17 protein-coding genes and 7 tRNA genes are annotated in these 20,923 nt (G+C 55.0%); 2 read left to right on the top strand and 22 right to left on the bottom strand.

Annotation, left to right across the window (positions count from 1 at the left end; genetic code table 11):
* Positions 1-49 precede the first annotated feature (49 nt).
* The 10 genes from rihA to miaB all read right to left on the bottom strand — a co-directional run bounded on the left by rihA (position 50) and on the right by miaB (position 10,313).
* The gene (gene rihA / locus HV355_RS15550) at positions 50-991 is read right to left on the bottom strand and encodes a pyrimidine-specific ribonucleoside hydrolase RihA (protein WP_148401326.1); all 942 of its coding nucleotides are present in this window, start codon (positions 989-991) and stop codon (positions 50-52) included.
* A 120-nt stretch (positions 992-1,111) separates the two neighbouring features.
* Positions 1,112-1,837, bottom strand: coding sequence for an amino acid ABC transporter ATP-binding protein (locus HV355_RS15555; protein ID WP_010428605.1), 726 nt, complete (start codon positions 1,835-1,837; stop codon positions 1,112-1,114).
* On the bottom strand, positions 1,837-2,511 hold the full coding sequence (gene gltK, locus HV355_RS15560) for a glutamate/aspartate ABC transporter permease GltK (protein WP_042718003.1): 675 nt from the start codon (positions 2,509-2,511) through the stop codon (positions 1,837-1,839). Before gltK ends, HV355_RS15555 begins: the two co-directional genes overlap by 1 nt.
* Positions 2,511-3,251, bottom strand: coding sequence for a glutamate/aspartate ABC transporter permease GltJ (gene gltJ, locus HV355_RS15565; RefSeq protein ID WP_010428609.1), 741 nt, complete (start codon positions 3,249-3,251; stop codon positions 2,511-2,513). Before gltJ ends, gltK begins: the two co-directional genes overlap by 1 nt.
* A gap of 154 nt (positions 3,252-3,405) precedes the next feature.
* Positions 3,406-4,311 (bottom strand): amino acid ABC transporter substrate-binding protein, encoded by a 906-nt coding sequence (locus tag HV355_RS15570; protein WP_010428610.1) that lies wholly within the window; start codon positions 4,309-4,311, stop codon positions 3,406-3,408.
* Positions 4,312-4,713: 402 nt separating this feature from the next.
* Entirely contained in the window at positions 4,714-6,252 is a 1,539-nt protein-coding gene (gene lnt, locus HV355_RS15575) for an apolipoprotein N-acyltransferase (RefSeq protein ID WP_182402562.1), read from the bottom strand.
* A 5-nt stretch (positions 6,253-6,257) separates the two neighbouring features.
* Positions 6,258-7,136, bottom strand: a complete 879-nt coding sequence (corC, locus tag HV355_RS15580) for a CNNM family magnesium/cobalt transport protein CorC (protein ID WP_010428614.1) — start codon at positions 7,134-7,136, stop codon at positions 6,258-6,260.
* 89 nt (positions 7,137-7,225) lie between these two features.
* On the bottom strand, positions 7,226-7,693 hold the full coding sequence (gene ybeY / locus HV355_RS15585; RefSeq protein WP_010428616.1) for an rRNA maturation RNase YbeY: 468 nt from the start codon (positions 7,691-7,693) through the stop codon (positions 7,226-7,228).
* Entirely contained in the window at positions 7,690-8,736 is a 1,047-nt protein-coding gene (locus HV355_RS15590; protein WP_010428617.1) for a PhoH family protein, read from the bottom strand. Before HV355_RS15590 ends, ybeY begins: the two co-directional genes overlap by 4 nt.
* A 152-nt stretch (positions 8,737-8,888) precedes the next feature.
* On the bottom strand, positions 8,889-10,313 hold the full coding sequence (miaB, locus tag HV355_RS15595) for a tRNA (N6-isopentenyl adenosine(37)-C2)-methylthiotransferase MiaB (RefSeq protein ID WP_182402564.1): 1,425 nt from the start codon (positions 10,311-10,313) through the stop codon (positions 8,889-8,891).
* A gap of 135 nt (positions 10,314-10,448) precedes the next feature.
* Here miaB and ubiF point away from each other — a divergent pair, with 135 nt between their 5' ends.
* Positions 10,449-11,624: a 3-demethoxyubiquinol 3-hydroxylase gene (gene ubiF, locus HV355_RS15600; RefSeq protein ID WP_182402566.1), complete on the top strand. Its 1,176-nt coding sequence runs from the start codon at positions 10,449-10,451 to the stop codon at positions 11,622-11,624.
* Positions 11,625-11,733: 109 nt separating this feature from the next.
* On the opposite strand, the gene HV355_RS15605 is transcribed toward ubiF, so the two are convergent.
* The 12 genes from HV355_RS15605 to nagB form a co-directional block, all read right to left on the bottom strand.
* Positions 11,734-11,808 (bottom strand) — tRNA-Gln (locus HV355_RS15605).
* A gap of 36 nt (positions 11,809-11,844) precedes the next feature.
* Positions 11,845-11,919, bottom strand: a tRNA-Gln gene (locus HV355_RS15610).
* Between the two features lie 44 nt (positions 11,920-11,963).
* Positions 11,964-12,040 (bottom strand) — tRNA-Met (locus tag HV355_RS15615).
* A 17-nt stretch (positions 12,041-12,057) separates the two neighbouring features.
* Positions 12,058-12,132, bottom strand: a tRNA-Gln gene (locus HV355_RS15620).
* 32 nt (positions 12,133-12,164) lie between these two features.
* Positions 12,165-12,239, bottom strand: a tRNA-Gln gene (locus HV355_RS15625).
* Positions 12,240-12,262: 23 nt separating this feature from the next.
* Positions 12,263-12,347 (bottom strand) — tRNA-Leu (locus tag HV355_RS15630).
* Positions 12,348-12,356: 9 nt separating this feature from the next.
* Positions 12,357-12,433 (bottom strand) — tRNA-Met (locus HV355_RS15635).
* Positions 12,434-12,658: 225 nt separating this feature from the next.
* Positions 12,659-14,323 carry an asparagine synthase B gene (gene asnB / locus HV355_RS15640; RefSeq protein ID WP_119935076.1) on the bottom strand — a complete coding sequence of 555 codons (1,665 nt, stop codon included), beginning with the start codon at positions 14,321-14,323 and terminating at the stop codon, positions 12,659-12,661.
* Positions 14,324-14,572: 249 nt separating this feature from the next.
* Entirely contained in the window at positions 14,573-15,325 is a 753-nt protein-coding gene (gene nagD / locus HV355_RS15645; protein ID WP_010428628.1) for a ribonucleotide monophosphatase NagD, read from the bottom strand.
* Positions 15,326-15,370: 45 nt separating this feature from the next.
* Positions 15,371-16,591: an N-acetylglucosamine repressor gene (locus HV355_RS15650; RefSeq protein WP_010428629.1), complete on the bottom strand. Its 1,221-nt coding sequence runs from the start codon at positions 16,589-16,591 to the stop codon at positions 15,371-15,373.
* A gap of 8 nt (positions 16,592-16,599) precedes the next feature.
* Complete coding sequence (nagA, locus tag HV355_RS15655; RefSeq protein WP_108415857.1) at positions 16,600-17,748, bottom strand: N-acetylglucosamine-6-phosphate deacetylase; 1,149 nt, start codon at positions 17,746-17,748, stop codon at positions 16,600-16,602.
* Between the two features lie 56 nt (positions 17,749-17,804).
* The gene (gene nagB, locus HV355_RS15660) at positions 17,805-18,605 is read right to left on the bottom strand and encodes a glucosamine-6-phosphate deaminase (protein WP_010428635.1); all 801 of its coding nucleotides are present in this window, start codon (positions 18,603-18,605) and stop codon (positions 17,805-17,807) included.
* A gap of 329 nt (positions 18,606-18,934) precedes the next feature.
* Here nagB and nagE point away from each other — a divergent pair, with 329 nt between their 5' ends.
* Positions 18,935-20,887 (top strand): PTS N-acetyl glucosamine transporter subunit IIABC, encoded by a 1,953-nt coding sequence (gene nagE / locus HV355_RS15665; protein ID WP_126815869.1) that lies wholly within the window; start codon positions 18,935-18,937, stop codon positions 20,885-20,887.
* Positions 20,888-20,923: the final 36 nt, after the last annotated feature.

The following is a 20,923-nucleotide window of genomic DNA, read 5'->3' on the forward strand; positions in this document are numbered from 1 at the left end:
AAGCGTGGGGTGCTCCCTCTCCCCGTGGGAGAGGGTTGGGGTGAGGGCATCAGGCCGCACTATAGTAAGCCAGTCTCTCCGCCAGCAAATCCACAAACGCCTCCCGGTCGATATCCACCATCACCGTTGTATTCGGTTTATTCCCCGTCAGCGAGTAATAATCCACCACCGTCATGCCCTGAGTGTATTTTCCTTGCGTCTCAACGCCAACCCATCTGTCCACCGTGGTAAACATCTCAGGTTTTAACAGCCAGGCAATGGTGCACGGGTCGTGCAGCGGTGCGCCGTGGAAGCCCCACTTCTCGGCTTTGTGATACTCCATAAAGAAGTCGAGCAGTTCGGCCACGGTTGTCGCAACCGGGTTGCCCACCGAGCGGAAGCGCTCAATATCGTCCGCCATAATCTGCGCGCGGTGGGTAACATCCAGCCCCGCCATCACAATCGGTAATCCTGACTGGAAGACAATCTCCGCCGCTTCCGGGTCGACAAAGATGTTGAACTCCGCCGCCGGCGTCCAGTTACCTAGCCCCATGGCCCCGCCCATAATCACAATCCGGGCAATTTTATTATGCAGCTCAGGATGGCTGTTCAGCAGCAGCGCAACGTTGGTTTGTGGTCCGGTTGCCACCAGCGTTACGGGCTCCGCGCTTGCGCGCAGCACCTTCGCCATCAGCTCGACGGCGGTACAGTTTTGCGGTGCAAACACCGGTTCCGGCAGCGTAGGGCCGTCCAGCCCGCTTTCACCATGAACGTTGTCGGCAATAATGAGCTCGCGCATCAGCGGCTTCACGGCCCCACCCGCAACCGGAATATCGGTGCGTTTAAGCAGCGTGAGCATGCGCAGCACGTTGCGCAGGGTTTTTTCAGGCGTCTGGTTTCCGGCGGATGAGGTGACGGCTTTTACGTCGAGTTCAGGGGAGGCAAGTGCAAGGACGAGTGCGATCGCGTCATCATGACCTGGATCGCAATCGAGAATGATCGGCTGTGCCATAGGGTTCTCCATTCTTAGCGTTATTTTGTGACAAGGTTAACGCTGCAATGTGACGCCGACGAGAAGCAGAGTGTGAAAGCGTGAAGCAGTGCGCAATCCGCAGATCGCGCACCGGGAAGATTAATGCAGGATTTTGGCGAGGAAGTCTTTGGCGCGGTCAGATTTTGGGTTGGCAAAGAACTCTTCTTTCGGAGAGTCTTCCACAATTTTCCCTTCGTCCATAAAGATCACGCGGTTGGCCACTTTACGGGCGAAGCCCATTTCGTGGGTTACGACCATCATGGTCATCCCTTCGTGCGCCAGCTCGACCATTACGTCCAGCACTTCGTTGATCATCTCAGGATCGAGCGCCGACGTTGGCTCATCAAACAGCATCGCCACCGGATCCATACACAGCGCGCGGGCGATCGCCACGCGCTGCTGTTGGCCGCCAGAAAGCTGTGCCGGGAACTTATCGGCATGTGCCGAGAGACCCACGCGTTCCAGGAGCTTCAGCCCTTTCTCGCGCGACGCCTTTTTATCACGTTTAAGCACTTTTACCTGTGCCAACGTCAGGTTCTCGATGATAGAGAGGTGAGGGAACAGCTCAAAATGCTGGAACACCATGCCGACGTGTGAGCGAAGCTGAGCAAGATTGGTTTTCTTGTCGTTCACTTTGGTACCGTTGACGACAATTTCACCCTGCTGCACCGGCTCCAGGCCGTTAACGGTTTTGATCAGCGTCGACTTACCGGAGCCGGACGGTCCACACACCACCACGACGTCGCCTTTTTTCACTTCGGTGGAGCAGTCGGTCAGCACCTGAAAGTGCCCATACCATTTCGAAACATTTTTCAGGGAAATCATTATACAGTCCTTTTCTTCAGCCAGCTGACCAACAGCGACGCGCTTAAACTAATCACAAAATAGACCCCACCCGCGAAGAGGACCATCTCAACCTGCGTACCATCACGCTCGCCGATGGTGGACGCGGTACGGAAGAAGTCTGCCAGGCTCAGGACGTAGACCAGAGAGGTATCCTGGAACAGCACGATGCCCTGTGTCAGCAGGAGCGGAACCATGGCGCGGAACGCCTGCGGCAGAATAATGAGCTGCATGGATTGCCAGTGGGTCATCCCCAAAGCCAGTGCGGCGCTGGACTGCCCGCGGGAGATACTCTGAATGCCCGCACGGATAATCTCGGAGTAGTAAGCGGCCTCAAACATCGAGAATGCCACCATGGCGGAGATCAGGCGGATATCGGTTTTTGGCGACAGTCCCAGTACGTTCTGCAGGAAGCCGGGAACAATCAGGTAAAACCACAGCAGCACCATCACCAGCGGAATGGAGCGGAAGACGTTAACGTAGGCAGTCGCAAACCAGGCGAGGGGTTTAAAGCTCGACAGGCGCATCACCGCCAACAGGGTGCCCCAGACGATACCGATGATGATGGCGATCACGGTGATCTTTAAGGTGATCACCAGGCCATCCAGCAGGTAAGGCATGGATGGAACGATAGAACTCCAGTCAAATTCGTACATTATTTGCCCCCCAGATTGCCCGGCAGGCGAATTTTGCGTTCAACCAGGTTCATCACCAGCATGATGAAAGCGTTAATCAGAACGTAAGCGAGGGTAATCGCGGTGAAGGATTCCCACGCGTGGGCGGAGTAGTCCAGCAGCTTACCCGCCTGCGCCGCCATATCCACCAGACCAATCGTCGAGGCGATGGCCGAGTTTTTCACCAGGTTCATCATCTCTGAGGTCATCGGTGGAACGATAACGCGATAGGCGTTAGGCAGCAGAACGTAACGGTAGGCTTGCGGCAGCGTCAGGCCCATCGCCAGAGCCGCGTTCTTTTGCCCGCGCGGCAGTGACTGGATAGCAGCACGCACCTGTTCGCAAACGCGCGCGGCGGTGAACAGCCCTAGGCACAGCATGGAAGAGACAAAGAACTGAACGTTAGGATCCAGTTCCGCCTTGAACCACATGCCGATATTTTCCGGCAGCAGTTCCGGAATGACCAGATACCAGGTAAAGAACTGCACGATCAGCGGAACGTTACGGAACAGTTCCACGTACAGGGTGCCGAGTGTTGAAAGAAAGCGATTGGGAACGGTGCGCAGAATACCGAACAGCGAACCGACAAGAAACGCGATAATCCACGCCGTTATCGATAGCGCAACGGTGACCTGAAAGCCGCTCCACAGCCAGCCAAGATAGGTGGTGTTGCCGAACGGGGCTTGTTGCAGAAAGATGCCCCAGTTCCAGTCAATTGACATAATAAACTCCAGAAAAAAAAGGGTAGCAGCGCTACCCTCGAAGATTGGTGAGAAGCTCATTTTCGCGCTGAGTGGGGAACGACCACTCAGCGTATAGTCTGTCCATGCTTCCCGACAATCGAGAGGGCAGGAGATCCCGCCCCTGTCGTTCTAATTAGTTAAGCGCTTTATCGTTTGGTGATTTGAACAGTGCTTTCATGTCGTCAGACAGTTCAAAGTTCATGTTGAGGTTCTTTGGTGGAATCGGGTTCTTGAACCATTTGTCGAACCATTTTTCCGCGTCGCCGGATGTCTGTGCCTGCGCGATGGTGTCATCAATCAGCTTTTTGAAGTCAGCATCGTCTTTACGCAGCATACAACCGTAGGCTTCTTTCGACTGCGCGGTGCCCACGATTTCCCAGTTGTCTGGTTTCTTCGCTTTCGCACGTTCGCCCGCCAGCAGGGCGTCATCCATCATAAACGCGACGGCACGACCGCTTTCCAGGGTACGGAAGGAGTCGCCATGGTCTTTCGCGCTGATGATGCGCATATCCATTTTCTTCTCGTCGTTCAGCTTGTGCAGCAGCACTTCGGAAGTCGTACCGGAGGTCACAACGACCGCTTTGCCTTTCAGGTCAGCAAAATCTTTGATTGCGCCGCCTTTCTTGGTCAGCAGACGGGTGCCCACGACAAAGATGGTGTCGGAGAAGGCGGCCTGTTTCTGACGCTCAAGGTTGTTGGTGGTGGAGCCACACTCGAAATCAAAGGTGCCGTTTTGCAGCAGTGGAATACGGTTTTGTGAAGTGATTGGGATCAGCTTCACCTGCAGGTCAGGTTTGTTCAGCTTTTTCTTCACAGCTTCAACGATGGCGTTGGAGTAATCCTGTGAATAGCCTACGACTTTTTGCGTGTTGTCGTAGTAAGAGAACGGGACAGAAGATTCACGGTGGCCGACCACGATGACGCCGTTTTTGGCAATCTTGTCGAGAGTACTGCCTGCTGCCGGAGCATCTTCAGCGTGAACGACGCCAGCAGACATTCCCATAACCAGCATTGCTGTGGCCAGTTTACGTAATTGCATACCCAACTCCTTTCTTATCAGCGCCAGTGACGCATTGATACCCATTGTGATGTTGTTATATCTCGCGCTATGCGAGTGCAGTGTTATGCAAGCTTGTTAACATTTAGTCTGGCTTAATGTAAAGATTTTGCTGCGTTATTGTTTATTTTTGCGAAGCGCGCCGCACCATTCAGAGGCAATAATCTTTCGTTGCACCGTTTCGGTGCTGCCGATGATCGACGCTGGTGCGACAAGGTTGCACGTTAAGCCAAACTGCGTTTGCGCGAATAAACAAAGCAATAGGCGTGCCAGAATGGGATTTTGGAGGGTATTGTCGGGTGGCGGCTACGCCTTACCCGACCTACGGGAGCAAAAATGTAGGCCGGGTAAGCGTCAGCGCCACCCGGCAACAGAAGGTAAAAATTATTTACGACGCTGACGCAGGCTCATCAGCACTGCGCCAAAGCCGAACAGCGTGGTCAAAATCCACAGCGGCCAGTTGCCGGTACGCGCGTACGGCGTCAGCCCCGTGGTAGGCGTGACTGTAGTGGTCAGCACCTCGCGGGTGAACTGCGGGATCATCGCCTGAATGTCACCCTGCGGACCAATCACAGCGGTGATGCCGTTGTTGGTGCTGCGCAGCAGCGGACGCGCCAGCTCCAGGGAGCGCATGCGCGCCATCTGGAAGTGCTGCCACGGGCCGATTGACTTACCAAACCACGCATCGTTGGAGATGGTCAGCAGATAGTCAGTATCCGGGCGGAAGTTATCGCGCACCTGTTCCCCGAGAATGATTTCGTAGCAGATGGCCGCCGTCAGGGCGAGACCGTGCGCGTGCAGCTGAGGCTGAACGTACGGACCGCGGCTGAAAGAGGACATCGGCAGGTCAAAGAACGGGGCCAGCGGGCGCAGAATCGACTCCAGCGGGACAAATTCACCAAACGGTACCAGGTGATTCTTATTGTACCGGTCGGTGGAGTTGTAGCTGTATTCGCTGTCTTTGCCGAGCGTAATAATGGTGTTGTAGGTGTCGTAGCGGTTTTGCTGATTCAGGCGTGCATCAACGATGCCGGTAATCAGCGTGCTGCCGCGCGCCACCAGCAGATCGTTCATCATGTTCAGGAACGGCTGCTGGTTAATTTCCAGATCGGGAATGGCGGATTCCGGCCAGATGATCAGCTGCGATTTACCCATCACCTCCTCGGTGGCATTGGCGTAAATCTTCAGCGTATTCAGCAGCTCTTTCTCGTCCCACTTCATCGACTGCGGGATATTCCCCTGCACCATGGAGACCTGCATGGCGCGCTCGGGTTCAGGCGTGAACCACTGGATATAGCGCAGCGGGAAGGGCAGAGCGAACAGCACCAGCGCCACAGCCAGCGTTTTCCAGCAGCGTTGGACCAGCGCCAGCACCAGCAGGCCGCTGACCACCATCAACAGGAAGTTAATGGCTTCAACGCCCATCACCGGTGCCAGCCCTTTCAGCGGGCCGTCAATCTGGCTGTAGCCGAACTGCAGCCACGGGAAGCCGGTAAGCACCCAGCCGCGCAGGAACTCGGTAATTTGCCAGACAACCGGCGCGGCAATCGCGACGCGCAGCCAGGTGGTTTTAGGCCACAGACGCGAGAGGATCCCTGCGAACAGTCCGGTATAGAGCGAGAGATAGGCGGCGAGCAGCACAACGAGGAAGACGTTAACCGGCCCCGGCATGCCGCCAAACTGGGCGATGCTGACGTAGACCCAGTTGATGCCTGAGCCAAACAGCCCCAGCCCCCAGAAGTAACCGATGGCGGCAGCCTGTACCGGACGCCGATTCAGGGTTAAACCCTGAAGCCCCATCAGGGAGAGAAGGGCCGCGGGCCAGATGTCATAAGGAGAAAAAGCCAGCGTACCGCTGGCTCCGAGCAACAGCGCCAGCAGCAAACGGACGCGCTGGCGTTCAAGTAATGGGGCAAATGCCATTTACATTAATCTTCCAGTTTTGGCACCGGTGAGTCGTCCGGCGTTCTGACGTGAACCTGAATAATACGTCGGCTGTCGGCCATGGCGACTTTGAATTGGTAACCGTCGATGTCAACGGTCTCTCCGCGCGCCGGAAGATGACCAAAGGCCTGCATCACCAGTCCGCCTATGGTATCGACCTCTTCATCGCTGAAGTGAGTGCCGAAGGCGTCGTTGAAGTCCTCAATCGAGGCCAGCGCGCGCACGGTCCATGTGTGGCGGCTAAGCTGACGGAAGTCGATATCTTCTTCTTCGTCATACTCGTCTTCGATTTCGCCTACGATCAGCTCAAGAATATCTTCGATCGTGACAAGACCTGAGACGCCGCCGAATTCATCAATAACAATCGCCATGTGGTAACGCTGAGAGCGAAATTCTTTCAGCATCCGATCCACACGTTTACTTTCCGGCACAACCACGGCCTGGCGTAACACTTTTTCCATGCTGAAGGCTTCGGCATCGCTGCGCATAAACGGCAGCAGATCTTTGGCCATCAAAATCCCTTCGATGTGATCTTTGTCTTCGCTGATGACCGGGAAACGCGAGTGGGCGGATTCGATGATCACATCGAGGCACTCGTCCAGCGTCTGGTTACGTTTCAGGGTGATCATCTGCGAGCGGGGGATCATGATGTCGCGGACGCGCTGGTCGGCGATGTCCATGACCCCTTCGAGCATTTCGCGCGTATCTTCGTCGATAAGGTCGTTCTGCCCGGAATCACGAATCAGCTCCAGCAGTTCATCACGGTTTTTCGGTTCGCCGTGGAAAAGCTGGTTCAGAATGAGGGAGAAAAATCCCTTTTTACTGTTTGTCGTGTCGCTACTGTGTGAATTGTCGTCGCTCATGGCGTTTGTTAAGGGTTCTCTTGTGAGTTCAATGTTTACCGCCGCGCGATGTCCTTACGCGGCGGCATGTTAGTCAGGCGTTAGACCGACTATTCTTTCTCGGCAATGTACGGATCCTCATAGCCCAGAGCAAGCATTATCTCTGTCTCGAGGGACTCCATCTCTTCCGCTTCGTCATCTTCAATGTGATCGTAGCCCAGCAGGTGCAGGCTGCCGTGTACCACCATATGCGCCCAGTGGGCGTCGAGCGGCTTTTGCTGCTCTTTGGCTTCCTGTTCAACCACCTGACGGCAGATGATCAGATCGCCAAGCAGCGGCATCTCGATGCCCGGTGGCGCTTCGAACGGGAAAGAGAGCACGTTGGTCGGCTTATCTTTCCCGCGGTAGGTCAGGTTAAGCTCATGGCTTTCTGCTTCATCCACCAGGCGAATCGTGACTTCTGATTCTTCCTGAAACTGGGGGATAACCGCATCCAGCCATTTCTGAAACTGTGCCTCATCTGGCATGCCGGAATTGTCTTCACAGGCCAGCTGTAAATCGAGGATCACCTGACTCATTTCTGTTCTTGCTCCTGCGCTTCGCGCTTACGTTCCGCGGCCTGTTCGGCCCTGCGTTTTTGATCTGCCTCTTCCCAGGCTTCATAGGCGTTAACGATACGTGCGACCACCGGGTGGCGAACGACGTCTTCACTGTGGAAGAAGTTGAAGCTGATTTCATCGACCTCGGCCAGGACTTCAATGGCGTGGCGCAGGCCAGATTTGGTGCTGCGCGGCAGGTCGATCTGGGTGACATCACCGGTGATAACCGCTTTCGAGTTAAAGCCAATACGCGTCAGGAACATCTTCATCTGTTCGATGGTGGTGTTCTGGCTCTCATCGAGAATGATGAACGCGTCGTTAAGCGTACGGCCACGCATGTAGGCCAGCGGCGCAACTTCAATCACGTTACGCTCAATCAGCTTTTCAACTTTCTCAAAGCCTAACATCTCGAACAGCGCGTCATAAAGCGGACGCAGGTAAGGGTCCACTTTCTGACTTAAATCGCCCGGCAGAAAGCCCAGTTTTTCACCCGCTTCAACGGCAGGGCGGGTCAGCAGAATACGACGGATATCCTGACGCTCCAGCGCATCCACCGCAGCGGCAACGGCGAGATAGGTTTTACCCGTACCTGCCGGGCCCACGCCAAAGGTGATGTCGTGGTCGAGGATATTGGCGATATACTGCGCCTGGTTCGGCGTACGTGGCTTAATGACGCCGCGTTTAGTCTTGATGTTGATCGCCTTGCCGTAATCCGGCACGCTTTCCGCGCTTTGCTCAAGCACGCGTGCCTCTTTAATGGCGAGGTGAATTTGTTCCGGTTCGATGTCCTGAATCTCGCCACGCATTGGGGCGGTATCGACATACAGGCTGCGCAGAATATCCGCAGCCGCGTTGACGCAGATAGGGCGTCCGGTGAGTTTGAAATGGTTATCGCGACGATTGATTTCGATACCCAGACGTCGTTCCAGTTGTTTGATGTTGTCATCAAACGGCCCGCACAGGCTCAGCAGGCGAGCGTTGTCTGCGGGCTCAAGGCTAATTTCACGCGTGTCTATATTCAAACCGTTCCTCTTTGAGTGTTTTGTAGGCCTGGCGACATAAAACTGTCATTACCGAAAGTATTCACGCCTTAGATTAAAGGCGCAAGCATTGCTATGCATATTGGGACGACGAGAGGAAATACAAGGCCTGCCGGAAAGGCAGGCCAGAAGGATTACGGCTGGTAAATGCCCACGCCTGAATCGTTGACTTTGCGAGTGCGAGAGATAACGGATTCCGGAGATTCAGCAATTCGCAGGCCCATTTCGTCTTCGGTGCGTACCAGCTTCGCGCGCAGCGAGTTGGTCAGCACGTCGACAATCTCGACGTCCACGAATTTACCGATCATGTCCGGGGTGCCTTCAAAGTTCACCACGCGGTTGTTTTCGGTACGACCGGACAGTTCCATAATGCTCTTGCGCGAGGTGCCTTCCACCAGAATGCGCTGAACGGTGCCGAGCATACGGCGGCTCCACGCGTTGGCCTGCTGGTTAATACGCTCCTGCAGAATATACAGACGCTGCTTTTTCTCTTCTTCCGGCACATCGTCAACCATATCGGCCGCAGGTGTTCCAGGACGCGCAGAGAAGATGAAGCTGTAGCTGACGTCAAAATTCACTTCACCAATGAGCTTCATGGTGCGCTCGAAGTCATCGGTGGTTTCGCCAGGGAAGCCAACGATAAAGTCGGAGCTGATCTGGATATCCGGACGCGCGGCAAGCAGCTTACGAATGGTGGATTTATACTCCAGCACCGTATGTGGACGGCCCATCAGGTTCAGCACGCGGTCAGAGCCACACTGAATCGGCAGGTGCAGGAAGCTCACCAGCTCTGGCGTATCGCGATACACGTCAATGATGTCGTCGGTAAATTCCATCGGGTGGCTGGTGGTAAAGCGAATGCGGTCAATGCCGTCAATCGCAGCCACCAGGCGCAGCAGTTCAGCAAAGCTGCCGGTGGTGCCGTCGTAGTTCTCACCGCGCCAGGCGTTAACGTTCTGGCCCAGCAGGTTCACTTCGCGAACGCCCTGTGCGGCAAGCTGCGCGATTTCAAACAGAATGTCATCCGCCGGGCGGCTGACCTCTTCACCGCGGGTGTAAGGCACCACGCAGTAAGTACAATATTTGTTGCAGCCTTCCATGATGGAGACGAAGGCGGTCGGGCCATCGGCGCGCGGCTCTGGCAGACGGTCAAATTTTTCGATTTCCGGGAAGCTCACGTCAACGACCGGGCTACGGTTGCCGCGCACTTTATTGATCATCTCCGGCAGGCGGTGCAGGGTCTGCGGGCCAAAGACAATGTCCACATAGGGGGCTCTCTGGCGGAGCAGCTTACCTTCCTGCGATGCAACGCAGCCGCCCACGCCGATGATCAGGTCCGGATTTTTGCGCTTGAGAAGCTTCCAGCGGCCTAATACGTGAAAGACTTTTTCCTGCGCTTTTTCACGAATCGAACAGGTGTTCAGCAGCAGCACGTCCGCTTCTTTCACGTTTTCTGTCAGCTGGTATCCGTGGGTTGAATCCAGCAGATCGGCCATCTTAGATGAATCGTATTCGTTCATCTGACAGCCCCAGGTTTTTATATGGAGTTTTTTCGTCATCGACTTGCTCAGCTCAGGATTGCAAGCCGCGTATTGTAATGCTTTGGTGGGGTTGTGACCAGTATGAAGGTTATGCGTCTCAAGACCGCAAAAATCCGGTAAACTTAAGGGATTCTCCAATAAGGAAAAATGACCATGACACTCCTACACACCGAAGTTGCCGTTGTCGGCGGCGGTATGGTCGGCGGCGCGCTGGCGCTGGGGCTGGCACAGCAGGGATATGAGGTGACCGTTATTGAACAGGCTGCCCCGCCGGCCTTTGATCCCGCCAGCAAACCGGACGTGCGCATTTCTGCGATAAGCGCGGCGTCGGTCGATCTGCTGCGCGGGCTGGGCGTCTGGGAGGCGGTGCTGGCGATGCGCGCCCATCCTTACAGCCGCCTCGAAACCTGGGAGTGGGAAAATGCCCACGTCGCGTTTGATGCCGCCGAGCTGAAGCTGCCGCGCCTGGGCTATATGGTAGAGAACAACGTGCTCCAGCTCGCGCTCTGGCAGGCGCTGGAGGCGCACCCGAACGTCACGCTGCGCGTTCCTGATTCCCTCAAGGCGTTGCATCATCAACCGGGTGGATATGTGCTGACGCTGGATAACGGCGATGAGCTGGCCGTGAAGCTGGTGGTGGGAGCCGATGGTGCCAACTCGCAGGTCAGGCAGATGGCCGGTATTGGGGTTCACGCCTGGCAGTATCAGCAGTCCTGCATGCTGATCACCGTTCAGTCAGAAAATGCGCCGGGTGAAAGCACCTGGCAGCACTTCACCCCGAACGGCCCGCACGCGTTTTTACCGCTGTTTGATAACTGGGCCTCGCTGGTGTGGTACGACAAGCCGGCGCGCATTCGTCAGCTGCAGGGGCTTACCATGGAACAGCTGCAGCGTGAGATTCTGCTGCACTTCCCGAGCCGCCTGGGCCACGTCACGCCGGTTGCGGCTGGCGCATTCCCGCTCACGCGCCGCCATGCCCTGCAGTATGCCCGTGAAGGGTTAGCCCTGGTGGGGGATGCGGCACACACCATTCACCCGCTGGCCGGGCAGGGGGTGAATCTCGGGTATCGTGACGTTGACGCCCTGCTGGACGTGTTAGGCAAAGCGCGCGCTCACGCTGAGGCCTGGTCCAGCCAGAGGGTACTGAAGCGCTACCAGACGCGTCGCATGGCGGATAACTTCATCATGCAGTCGGGGATGGATCTGTTCTACGCAGGGTTCAGCAACGACCTGGGGCCGGTGCGCATTTTGCGAAATATTGGATTGATGGCGGCAGAGCGTGCAGGCGGGTTGAAGCGTCAGGCCCTGAAATACGCCCTGGGCCTTTAATCTTTATTCCCTCTCCCTGTGGGAGAGGGCCAGGGTGAGGGCATCAGGCCGCACAATTCTGAACAACAAAAACAAAAAAGCCCGCAGAGCGGGCTTTTTTGTTACTGATTGGCTGGGGTGCAGGGATTCGAACCCCGGAATGCTGGTATCAGAAACCAGTGCCTTACCGCTTGGCGACACCCCAATTGCGTTAAACAAACTGCTTAACGACTTTTTAAATTGGCTGGGGTACGAGGATTCGAACCTCGGAATGCTGGTATCAGAAACCAGAGCCTTACCGCTTGGCGATACCCCAACAATTTTTTTTAGTCTATCGAATCATTCGACAGATTACTAATATGGTGGCTACGACGGGATTCGAACCTGTGACCCCATCATTATGAGTGATGTGCTCTAACCAACTGAGCTACGTAGCCAGTACTGCAATCTTCGATGGCTGGGGTACCTGGATTCGAACCAGGGAATGCCGGTATCAAAAACCGGTGCCTTACCGCTTGGCGATACCCCAATACCGCGGAGAACCGCAAAATCGAAGAAATATGGCTGGGGTACCTGGATTCGAACCAGGGAATGCCGGTATCAAAAACCGGTGCCTTACCGCTTGGCGATACCCCATCCGTGCAACGCTTACTTGGGAATGGTGCGGGAGGCGAGACTTGAACTCGCACACCTTGCGGCGCCAGAACCTAAATCTGGTGCGTCTACCAATTTCGCCACTCCCGCAAAAAAAGATGGTGGCTACGACGGGATTCGAACCTGTGACCCCATCATTATGAGTGATGTGCTCTAACCAACTGAGCTACGTAGCCATCTTTTTTTCGCGTTACCTTATCGGCGTTGCGGGGCGCATTATGCGTATAGACCCTTGCAGCGTCAACACCTTTTTCAACGAAAATAGCCGGAATGTGACTGTTTGGTTAGGTTGCGAACAGCGAGGCCGAATATTCGACAATTATTGGTTATTTATCGTTTTTGACGGGTGAAAAGTGGGGCAAAAAAATCAGGCCCCGGAGGGCCTGATTACAATCTGAACGTTATTTATAGGCTGACTGGTGAACGCCTACCGCGCGTCCTGATGGATCGTTCATGGATTTGAAAGATTCATCCCATTCAATGGCTTTGGCGGAAGAGCAGGCGACGGACGGGCCACCCGGTACACACTCAGCGGCACTCGGAACCGGGAACAGCTCTTCGAAGATCTCACGGTACAGATACGCCTCTTTCGAGCCCGGCGTGTTGTACGGGAAGCGGAAGCTCGCGGTTTCCAGCTGTTGGTCAGAAACCTGTTTTGCGGCCACCTCTTTCAGGGTGTCGATCCAGCTGTAACCTACGCCATCGGAGAACTGCTCTTTCTGACGCCAGGCAACGCTCGCCGGCAGGTAGGATTCAAAACATTCGCGCAGAATATGTTTTTCCATTTTGCCGTTGCCGCACATTTTATCCTGCGGGTTAATGCGCATCGCCACGTCAAGGAAGGCCTTGTCCAGGAACGGCACGCGCGCTTCCACGCCCCAGGCGGACATCGCTTTGTTGGCACGCGCACAGTCAAACATGTGCAGCGCCTGCAGCTTACGCACGGTTTCTTCGTGCAGCTCTTTAGCATTTGGCGCCTTATGGAAGTACAGATAGCCGCCAAATACTTCGTCAGAACCTTCACCGGACAGCACCATCTTGATGCCCATCGCCTTGATCTTACGCGACATCAGGTACATCGGCGTAGAGGCGCGGATGGTGGTCACGTCATAGGTTTCAATGTGATAGATCACATCGCGGATCGCATCCAGACCTTCCTGCACGGTGAAGTGAATCTCGTGGTGCACGGTGCCGAGATGGTTTGCCACTTCCTGCGCGGCTTTCAGGTCAGGCGCACCCTCCAGGCCAACGGCAAAGGAGTGCAGCTGCGGCCACCAGGCCTCAGAGCGTTCCTGATCTTCTACGCGGCGCGCGGCGAACTTCTTGGTGATCGCGGAGATCACGGAGGAGTCCAGCCCGCCGGAGAGCAGCACGCCGTACGGCACGTCTGACATCAGGTGGCTTTTCACGGCGTCTTCCAGCGCCTGACGCAGCTCGGCTTTGTCAGTCACGTTGTCTTTTACCGCGTCGTAGTCGAACCAGTCGCGCTGGTAGTACTGGCGGATCTCACCGTCTTTGCTCCACAGGTAGCTGCCCGCCGGGAACTCTTTAATGGTGCGGCACACCGGGACCAGGGCCTTCATTTCAGACGCCACGTAGAAGTTACCGTGCTCATCGTGGCCCATGTACAGCGGGATAATGCCGATGTGGTCGCGGCCAATCAGGTAAGCATCTTTTTCGCTGTCGTACAGGGCGAAGGCAAACATGCCCTGCAGGTCGTCCAGGAACTCTGGGCCTTTCTCCTGATACAGCGCCAGGATCACTTCGCAGTCAGAGCCGGTCTGAAACGCGTAGCGATCGCCATACTCTGCGCGCAGCGCCTGATGGTTGTAGATTTCACCGTTCACAGCCAGCGCGTGCGTTTTTTTCTCGTTATACAGCGGCTGTGCTCCGGCGTTGACGTCAACAATCGACAGACGTTCGTGGGCCAGAATCGCTTTATCGCTGGCGTAAACGCCTGACCAGTCCGGGCCGCGATGGCGCATCAGGCGCGACAGTTCGAGTGCCTTTTTACGCAGTTCGACCGCGTCAGTTTTAATATCCAGTACGCCAAAAATTGAACACATAACCTTCTCCGTTAACCCTGTTGCTTTGTAATGTTGCTTGCTTATGAAAATGCCGCAAAGGGTGAGGGGGCGCAAGCGTTTTGCCGAAGAAAACGCAAATAGTGCAACAGTGATTGCTGAATGTTGAAAAAAGCGTACGCCTGACGCGCTTTTATTGAGGATTATTTAATAGAAGGCGTTTTTTATTAGATAGCGCTTCGGTTTTGCGAGCCAGAAATGAAAAACCACGCCCTGAGGCGTGGTTGGGTATCAGATAATGTCGATTTCATCGACGGAGGGGTAAATCCAGCTTGGCCGGAATGGCATCGCGTCAATGTCATCAAGTTGAGAGACGCCAGAAAGCACCAGGATGGTCTCTAGACCCGCCTGGAAACCGGCCAGAATATCGGTGCGCAGGTTATCGCCGACAATCACGGTTTCTTCGGAGTGTGCCTGCATCTTGTTCAGCGCGGCACGAATGATCCACGGGCTCGGTTTACCGACCACAAACGGCTGACGACCGGAGATTTTCTCAATACCGGCGCACAGCGCGCCGCAGGCCGGATAAAAACCACGGCCGTGCGTATCCGGATTGGTGGCGATAAAGCGCGCGCCGCTGGCGACAAAATAGGCAGCTTTATGCATCATCTCCCAGTTAAAGGAGCGCGTTTCGCCGACAATCACAAAGTCCGGGTTCACATCGGTAATGGTAAAGCCTGCTTTATACAGCTCGTGGATCAGCGCGCCTTCACCGACGACATAGGCCTTTTTTCCTTCCTGACGCTTCAGAAAATCAGCGGTTGCCATCGCGGAGGTATAAAACACGCTGTCCGGCACGTTGACGCCCGCCGTGGCAAAGCGGTTTGCCAGATCCTGACCGGTTTGGGAAGGGTAGTTCGTGAGAAGAACCAGAGGCATTCCTTTGTCGATGATGCGGTGAAGAAACTCCGCAGCACCCGGCACGGCAACGTTGTCGTGCATCAGCACGCCGTCGATATCACAAATTACATTCTTAATGGTCATGGACAATCCGGCATCAAAAAAAGAAGGCGTTACTATAAGTCCCGATCAACTTTCCAGCAAATGCTGGAGCAGGATCCCGTTGAGCATGGCGCGTTTTACAAGGGCAAACGCACCAATTGCGGAGCGGTGATCCAATGTAGATCGCACTACCGGTAAATTCTGACGAAACGCTTTCAGCGCCTGGGTATTGATGCAACCTTCAATGGCGGGCAGTAAGACTTTTTCGGCTTCGACGATTTCCCCGGCAATCACGACTTTTTGCGGGTTAAACAGGTTGATAGCAATGGCGATGGTTTTGCCAAGATGGCGTCCAACCTGCTCGATCACTTCGCAGGCCAGCGCATCGCCTTTATTAGCGGCTTTGCAGATGGCGCCGATCTTACAGTCGTTCAGCGTTACACGGCTTTGATAGCCCTGTTCCAGCAGATGGCGAACGCGGTGCTCGATGGCGGCATTGGCGGCAACCGTTTCAAGGCAGCCGAAGTTGCCGCAGTGGCAGCGCTCGCCGAGCGGTTCAACCTGAATGTGACCAATCTCGCCGACGTTGCCGTTGCGACCGATAAAAATGCGGCCATTCGAGATAATGCCCGCACCCGTCCCCCGGTGTACGCGCACCAGAATGGAGTCTTCGCAGTCCTGGCTTGCACCAAAGTAGTGCTCAGCCAGCGCCAGCGAGCGAATATCATGTCCCACAAAGCAGGTGACTTTAAAGCGCTTTTCCAGCGCGTCGACCAGCCCCCAGTTCTCGACCTGGATATGCGGCATGTAACGAATCACGCCGCTTTCCGGGTCGACAAGGCCGGGCAGGATCACTGAGATAGCGATAAGTTCGCGGATCTTACGCTGACAGCTCTCAATAAAGTGCGCGATGGTGTTCAGCAGCGCGTGTTCCAGCGTCTCCTGGGTGCGCTCCGGAAGCGGATAGTGCTCTTCAGCGATGGCTTTACTGCTCAGATCGTAAAGCGTAAGGGTGGTGTCGTGACGCCCAAGACGCACGCCAATCGCCTGGAAATTGCGGGTTTCGGTAATGATGGAGATGGCGCGGCGGCCCCCGGTGGAGGCCTGCTGATCGACTTCTTTGATCAGACCGCGCTCAATAAGCTGACGCGTAATTTTTGTTACGCTGGCGGGAGCAAGCTGGCTTTGTTCGGCTATCTGAATTCGAGAGATTGGCCCGTGTGAGTCAATCAGGCGATAAACCGCCGCGCTGTTAAGTTGTTTAACGAGATCGACATTACCGATTTGAGCTTGTCCGCCTGGTGTCATACTTTTACTTACTCAGTGACGACCTCGTTACCATTAACGATGGTCTTAATAATTTTATAATCGTGTGTGAACGCCGTCAGGTTTGCAACCATACCCGGTGCAATTCCGCCAAGCTGTTTATCCACGCCCATTGCGCGAGCCGGATAAAGCGTCGCCATACGCAGCACTTCATCAAGCGCAATGCCGCAATGCTCAACCAGGTTACGTACCCCTTCAATCATGGTCAGGGCGGAACCGCTCAGCGTGCCGTTTTCGTCCACACAGAGTCCATTGCGGTAGTATATTGTTTTACCAGCAAAAATGAACTGCTCAATATTTGCCCCTGCTGGCGCTGTGGCATCTGTCACCAGACACAGCTTGTCGCCTTTCAGGCGTTTTGCGTTGCGAATGTTGGTGAAATCGACGTGCAAGCCGTCTGCGATAATGCCACAGTAAACGTCTGGTTCATCCAGAATCGCGCCAACCAGCCCCGGCTCGCGACCGGTAATATACGGCATTGCGTTGTACAGATGCGTCGCAAAAGTAATACCTGCGCGGAAACCGGCTTTCGCTTCTTTCTGCGTGGCGTTTGAGTGACCCGCTGACACCACGATCCCGGCGGCAGCCAGTTTGCTGATAACGTCAGTACCGGTCATTTCAGGTGCCAGCGTCACTTTGGTGATCACATCGGCGTTAGCACACATGTAGTCGACCAGCTCAGCGTCCGGTTTGCGGACGTAGTCCGGGTTATGCGTACCTTTCTTCACCATGTTCAGCCACGGCCCTTCAAGGTGCAGACCCAGCGCCTGATTAGGGTGTTTGGCCAGGTATTCACGCATCACGCGAATACCCTGCTTCATGAGGTCATCACTGCTGGTAATGAGCGTTGGCAAATAGCTGGTGCAGCCCGATTTCTCGTTGGCTTTCTGCATGATCTCCAGCGTTTCGACCGTCACGGCATCCGCGGTGTCATTGAACTGCACACCGCCGCAGCCGTTAAGCTGTACGTCGATGAAACCGGGGGAGATTACTGCTCCATTGAGTGAGCGCTGTTCAATCTCCGGCGGCAGTTCTGCCAGCGGACAAACACGTTCAATCAGGCCATTCGCGATAACAATCGCGTGGTCATCCAGAATTTCATGGCCGGTATAAATCCGACCGTGGGTTAAAGCGTACATAACGACCCCCGGTTTAAAAAAAGCGACCGCCCCTGCATACAGAGGCGGTTATTCAATTACAGACCTTTGATGTTCTCTGCTTCTAACTCGTTGAAGTATTTCAGCGTTTTCACTTTCAGCTCCATCGTGGACGGTTCGTCACACACGACGACGGCTTTAGGATGCAGCTGCAGGCAGCTGATGGTCCACATGTGGTTAACGTTGCCTTCAACGGCAGCCTGGAGTGCTTGCGCTTTCACGCCGCCCAGTACCAGGATCATCACTTCTTCGGCATCCAGCAGGGTGCCTACGCCAACGGTCAGGGCGTATTTTGGAACCTGGTTCACGTCGCCGTCAAAGAAACGGGAGTTTGCCACGCGGGTGTCATGGGTCAGCGTCTTAATACGGGTACGGGAAGCCAGAGAAGACGCTGGTTCGTTGAACGCGATATGACCATCGTTGCCCACGCCACCCATGAACAGGTGGATTTTACCGTAAGAACGGATTTTTTCTTCGTACTGACGGCATTCTGCGTCAATATCAGGCGCGTTTCCATTCAGCAGGTTAATATTTTCAGCAGGGATATCAACGTGATCAAAGAAATTACGGTGCATGAAGCTATGGTAGCTTTCCGGATGTTCCTTTGGAAGGCCAACATATTCGTCCATGTTGAAGGTCACAACATGCTTAAAGCTAACCTGGCCCGCTTTGTGCATTTCAACCAGGGCTTTATACGCTGTCAGCGGGGTACCGCCGGTTGGAAGGCCAAGAACGAAAGGACGATCGGCGGTAGGTTTGAACGCATTAATGCGGTTAACGATATGACGCGCAGCCCATTTACCGACTTGTTCAGCTGTTGCCAGGGGGATCAGTCTCATTGTTCACCTCTAAAGTTTAATTAAAAAAGTGGGCGGATGATTAGTGCAACCTGATACTCAAGCGTAACCTGGAACCTTTCAGGCCGGATCAATCCGTCTTGATTTTTTGAATGATAAAATAAGTTTTCGCTGTTAGCCAGTGGAAGGGAGGGGTGATTACGATATTTGGTGACAAAAATCACAAAAAACGGGTGTTTAATTTGCGATACGAATTAATTTTTCACACACTCACACTGCCAGTGAATCATCAACGGTATCTATCGTTCGTGACACAATAAAAACATAGTTTATGCACGAGCCTTAATAAGGGGTCTCGTAGGGGGAATAGGATGAATATTTTAGGTTTTTTCCAGCGCCTCGGTAGGGCTTTGCAGCTCCCTATCGCCGTGCTACCGGTTGCAGCGCTGCTGCTGCGATTCGGGCAACCCGATCTTCTTAATGTGCCGTTTATTGCTCAGGCAGGCGGTGCAATTTTTGACAACCTGGCGCTGATTTTCGCCATCGGTGTGGCATCAAGCTGGTCCAAAGACAGTGCTGGTGCAGCGGCACTGGCTGGGGCAGTGGGTTACTTCATCCTGACGAAAGCAATGGTCACCATTAACCCTGAAATTAACATGGGTGTCCTGGCGGGTATCATTACCGGTCTGGTCGGTGGTGCGGTCTATAACCGCTGGGCGAATATTAAGCTGCCAGACTTCCTGAGCTTCTTTGGCGGCAAACGTTTCGTGCCGATCGCGACGGGCTTCTTCTGTCTGGTTCTGGCCGCTATCTTTGGCTACGTTTGGCCACCGGTGCAGCATGCGATCCATGCGGGCGGCGAGTGGATCGTCTCTGCGGGTGCAATGGGTGCAGGCATCTTCGGCTTCATTAACCGTCTGCTGATCCCAACCGGTTTGCATCAGGTACTGAACACCATCGCCTGGTTCCAGATTGGTGAATTCACCAACGCGGCAGGTGCGGTATTCCACGGCGACATCAACCGCTTCTATGCGGGTGACGGCACCGCGGGTATGTTCATGTCTGGCTTCTTCCCAATCATGATGTTTGGTCTGCCGGGCGCTGCGCTGGCAATGTACCTGGCTGCGCCAAAAGCGCGTCGCCCAATGGTTGGCGGTATGCTGCTGTCCGTTGCGATTACCGCGTTCCTGACTGGCGTAACCGAACCGCTGGAATTCCTGTTCATGTTCCTGGCTCCGCTGCTGTATCTGATGCACGCGGTGCTTACCGGTATCAGCCTGTTTGTGGCGACTCTGCTGGGCATCCATGCTGGCTTCTCCTTCTCCGCAGGCGCAATCGACTATGTGTTGATGTACAACCTGCCAGCGGCAAGCAGTAACGTCTGGATGCTGGTGGTGATGGGCCTGATCTTCTTCGTTGTCTACTTCCTTCTGTTCACTGCGGTTATCCGCATGTTTAACCTGAAAACGCCAGGTCGTGAAGATACCAGCGACGAAGTGGTGACCAGCGAAGCCAACAGCAATACCGAAGAGGGTCTGACTCAGCTGGCGACCAGCTATATCGCTGCCGTCGGAGGGACTGACAACCTGAAAGCCATTGATGCCTGTATTACCCGTCTGCGTCTGACGGTTGGTGACTCGGCGCGCGTAAGCGATGCAATGTGTAAACGCCTTGGCGCATCGGGCGTCGTTAAACTGAACAAACAAACTATCCAGGTTATCGTGGGTGCCAAAGCGGAATCCATCGGTGACGAAATGAAGAAAGTGGTTGCCCGTGGCCCGGTAGCGGCGGCCTCAGCCGACAGCGCGCCTGCATCGACGGCAGCCCCGGTAGTGAAGCCGCAGGCCGTGCCTAACGCCGTGACGGTGGCAGCGCTGGTTTCCCCGGTTACGGGTGACGTGGTTGCCATTGAGCAAGTACCTGACGAAGCGTTCGCCAGCAAAGCGGTCGGTGACGGCGTGGCCGTGAAGCCAACGGACAAAACCGTTGTGTCTCCTGCTGCCGGTACCATCGTGAAAATCTTCAACACCAACCACGCGTTCTGCCTCGAAACGGAAAAAGGCGCGGAGATCGTTGTCCACATGGGTATCGATACCGTTGCGCTGAACGGCCAGGGCTTTACTCGCCTGGTGGAAGAGGGTGCAGAAGTAGTGGCAGGCCAGCCGATTCTGGAAATGGATCTGGACTTCCTGAACGCCAACGCGCGCTCGATGATCAGCCCGGTCGTGTGCAGCAACATCGACGACTTCAGCGGTCTGGTTATCCAGGCGAAAGGCCAGGTGATTGCGGGCCAAACGCCACTGTATGAGATTAAAGGCAAGTAATCGCTCCTGAGTAGAGTCATGCCTTAAGCGGCGGGG

Source organism: Enterobacter sp. RHBSTW-01064, assembly GCF_014103035.1.
Taxonomy (GTDB): Bacteria; Pseudomonadota; Gammaproteobacteria; order Enterobacterales; family Enterobacteriaceae; genus Enterobacter; species Enterobacter mori.

Bases quoted from the DNA above. Each gene is read 5' to 3' on its own strand.
- HV355_RS15570 (WP_010428610.1), bottom strand. From the start codon at position 4,311: ATGCAATTACGTAAACTGGCCACAGCAATGCTGGTTATGGGAATGTCT.
- rihA (WP_148401326.1), bottom strand. From the start codon at position 991: ATGGCACAGCCGATCATTCTCGATTGCGATCCAGGTCATGATGACGCG.
- miaB (WP_182402564.1), bottom strand. From the start codon at position 10,313: ATGACGAAAAAACTCCATATAAAAACCTGGGGCTGTCAGATGAACGAA.
- nagE (WP_126815869.1), top strand. From the start codon at position 18,935: ATGAATATTTTAGGTTTTTTCCAGCGCCTCGGTAGGGCTTTGCAGCTC.
- nagA (WP_108415857.1), bottom strand. From the start codon at position 17,748: ATGTACGCTTTAACCCACGGTCGGATTTATACCGGCCATGAAATTCTG.
- HV355_RS15650 (WP_010428629.1), bottom strand. From the start codon at position 16,591: ATGACACCAGGCGGACAAGCTCAAATCGGTAATGTCGATCTCGTTAAA.
- nagD (WP_010428628.1), bottom strand. From the start codon at position 15,325: ATGACCATTAAGAATGTAATTTGTGATATCGACGGCGTGCTGATGCAC.
- asnB (WP_119935076.1), bottom strand. From the start codon at position 14,323: ATGTGTTCAATTTTTGGCGTACTGGATATTAAAACTGACGCGGTCGAA.
- corC (WP_010428614.1), bottom strand. From the start codon at position 7,136: ATGAGCGACGACAATTCACACAGTAGCGACACGACAAACAGTAAAAAG.
- ubiF (WP_182402566.1), top strand. From the start codon at position 10,449: ATGACACTCCTACACACCGAAGTTGCCGTTGTCGGCGGCGGTATGGTC.
- ybeY (WP_010428616.1), bottom strand. From the start codon at position 7,693: ATGAGTCAGGTGATCCTCGATTTACAGCTGGCCTGTGAAGACAATTCC.
- gltJ (WP_010428609.1), bottom strand. From the start codon at position 3,251: ATGTCAATTGACTGGAACTGGGGCATCTTTCTGCAACAAGCCCCGTTC.
- nagB (WP_010428635.1), bottom strand. From the start codon at position 18,605: ATGAGACTGATCCCCCTGGCAACAGCTGAACAAGTCGGTAAATGGGCT.
- gltK (WP_042718003.1), bottom strand. From the start codon at position 2,511: ATGTACGAATTTGACTGGAGTTCTATCGTTCCATCCATGCCTTACCTG.
- HV355_RS15555 (WP_010428605.1), bottom strand. From the start codon at position 1,837: ATGATTTCCCTGAAAAATGTTTCGAAATGGTATGGGCACTTTCAGGTG.
- lnt (WP_182402562.1), bottom strand. From the start codon at position 6,252: ATGGCATTTGCCCCATTACTTGAACGCCAGCGCGTCCGTTTGCTGCTG.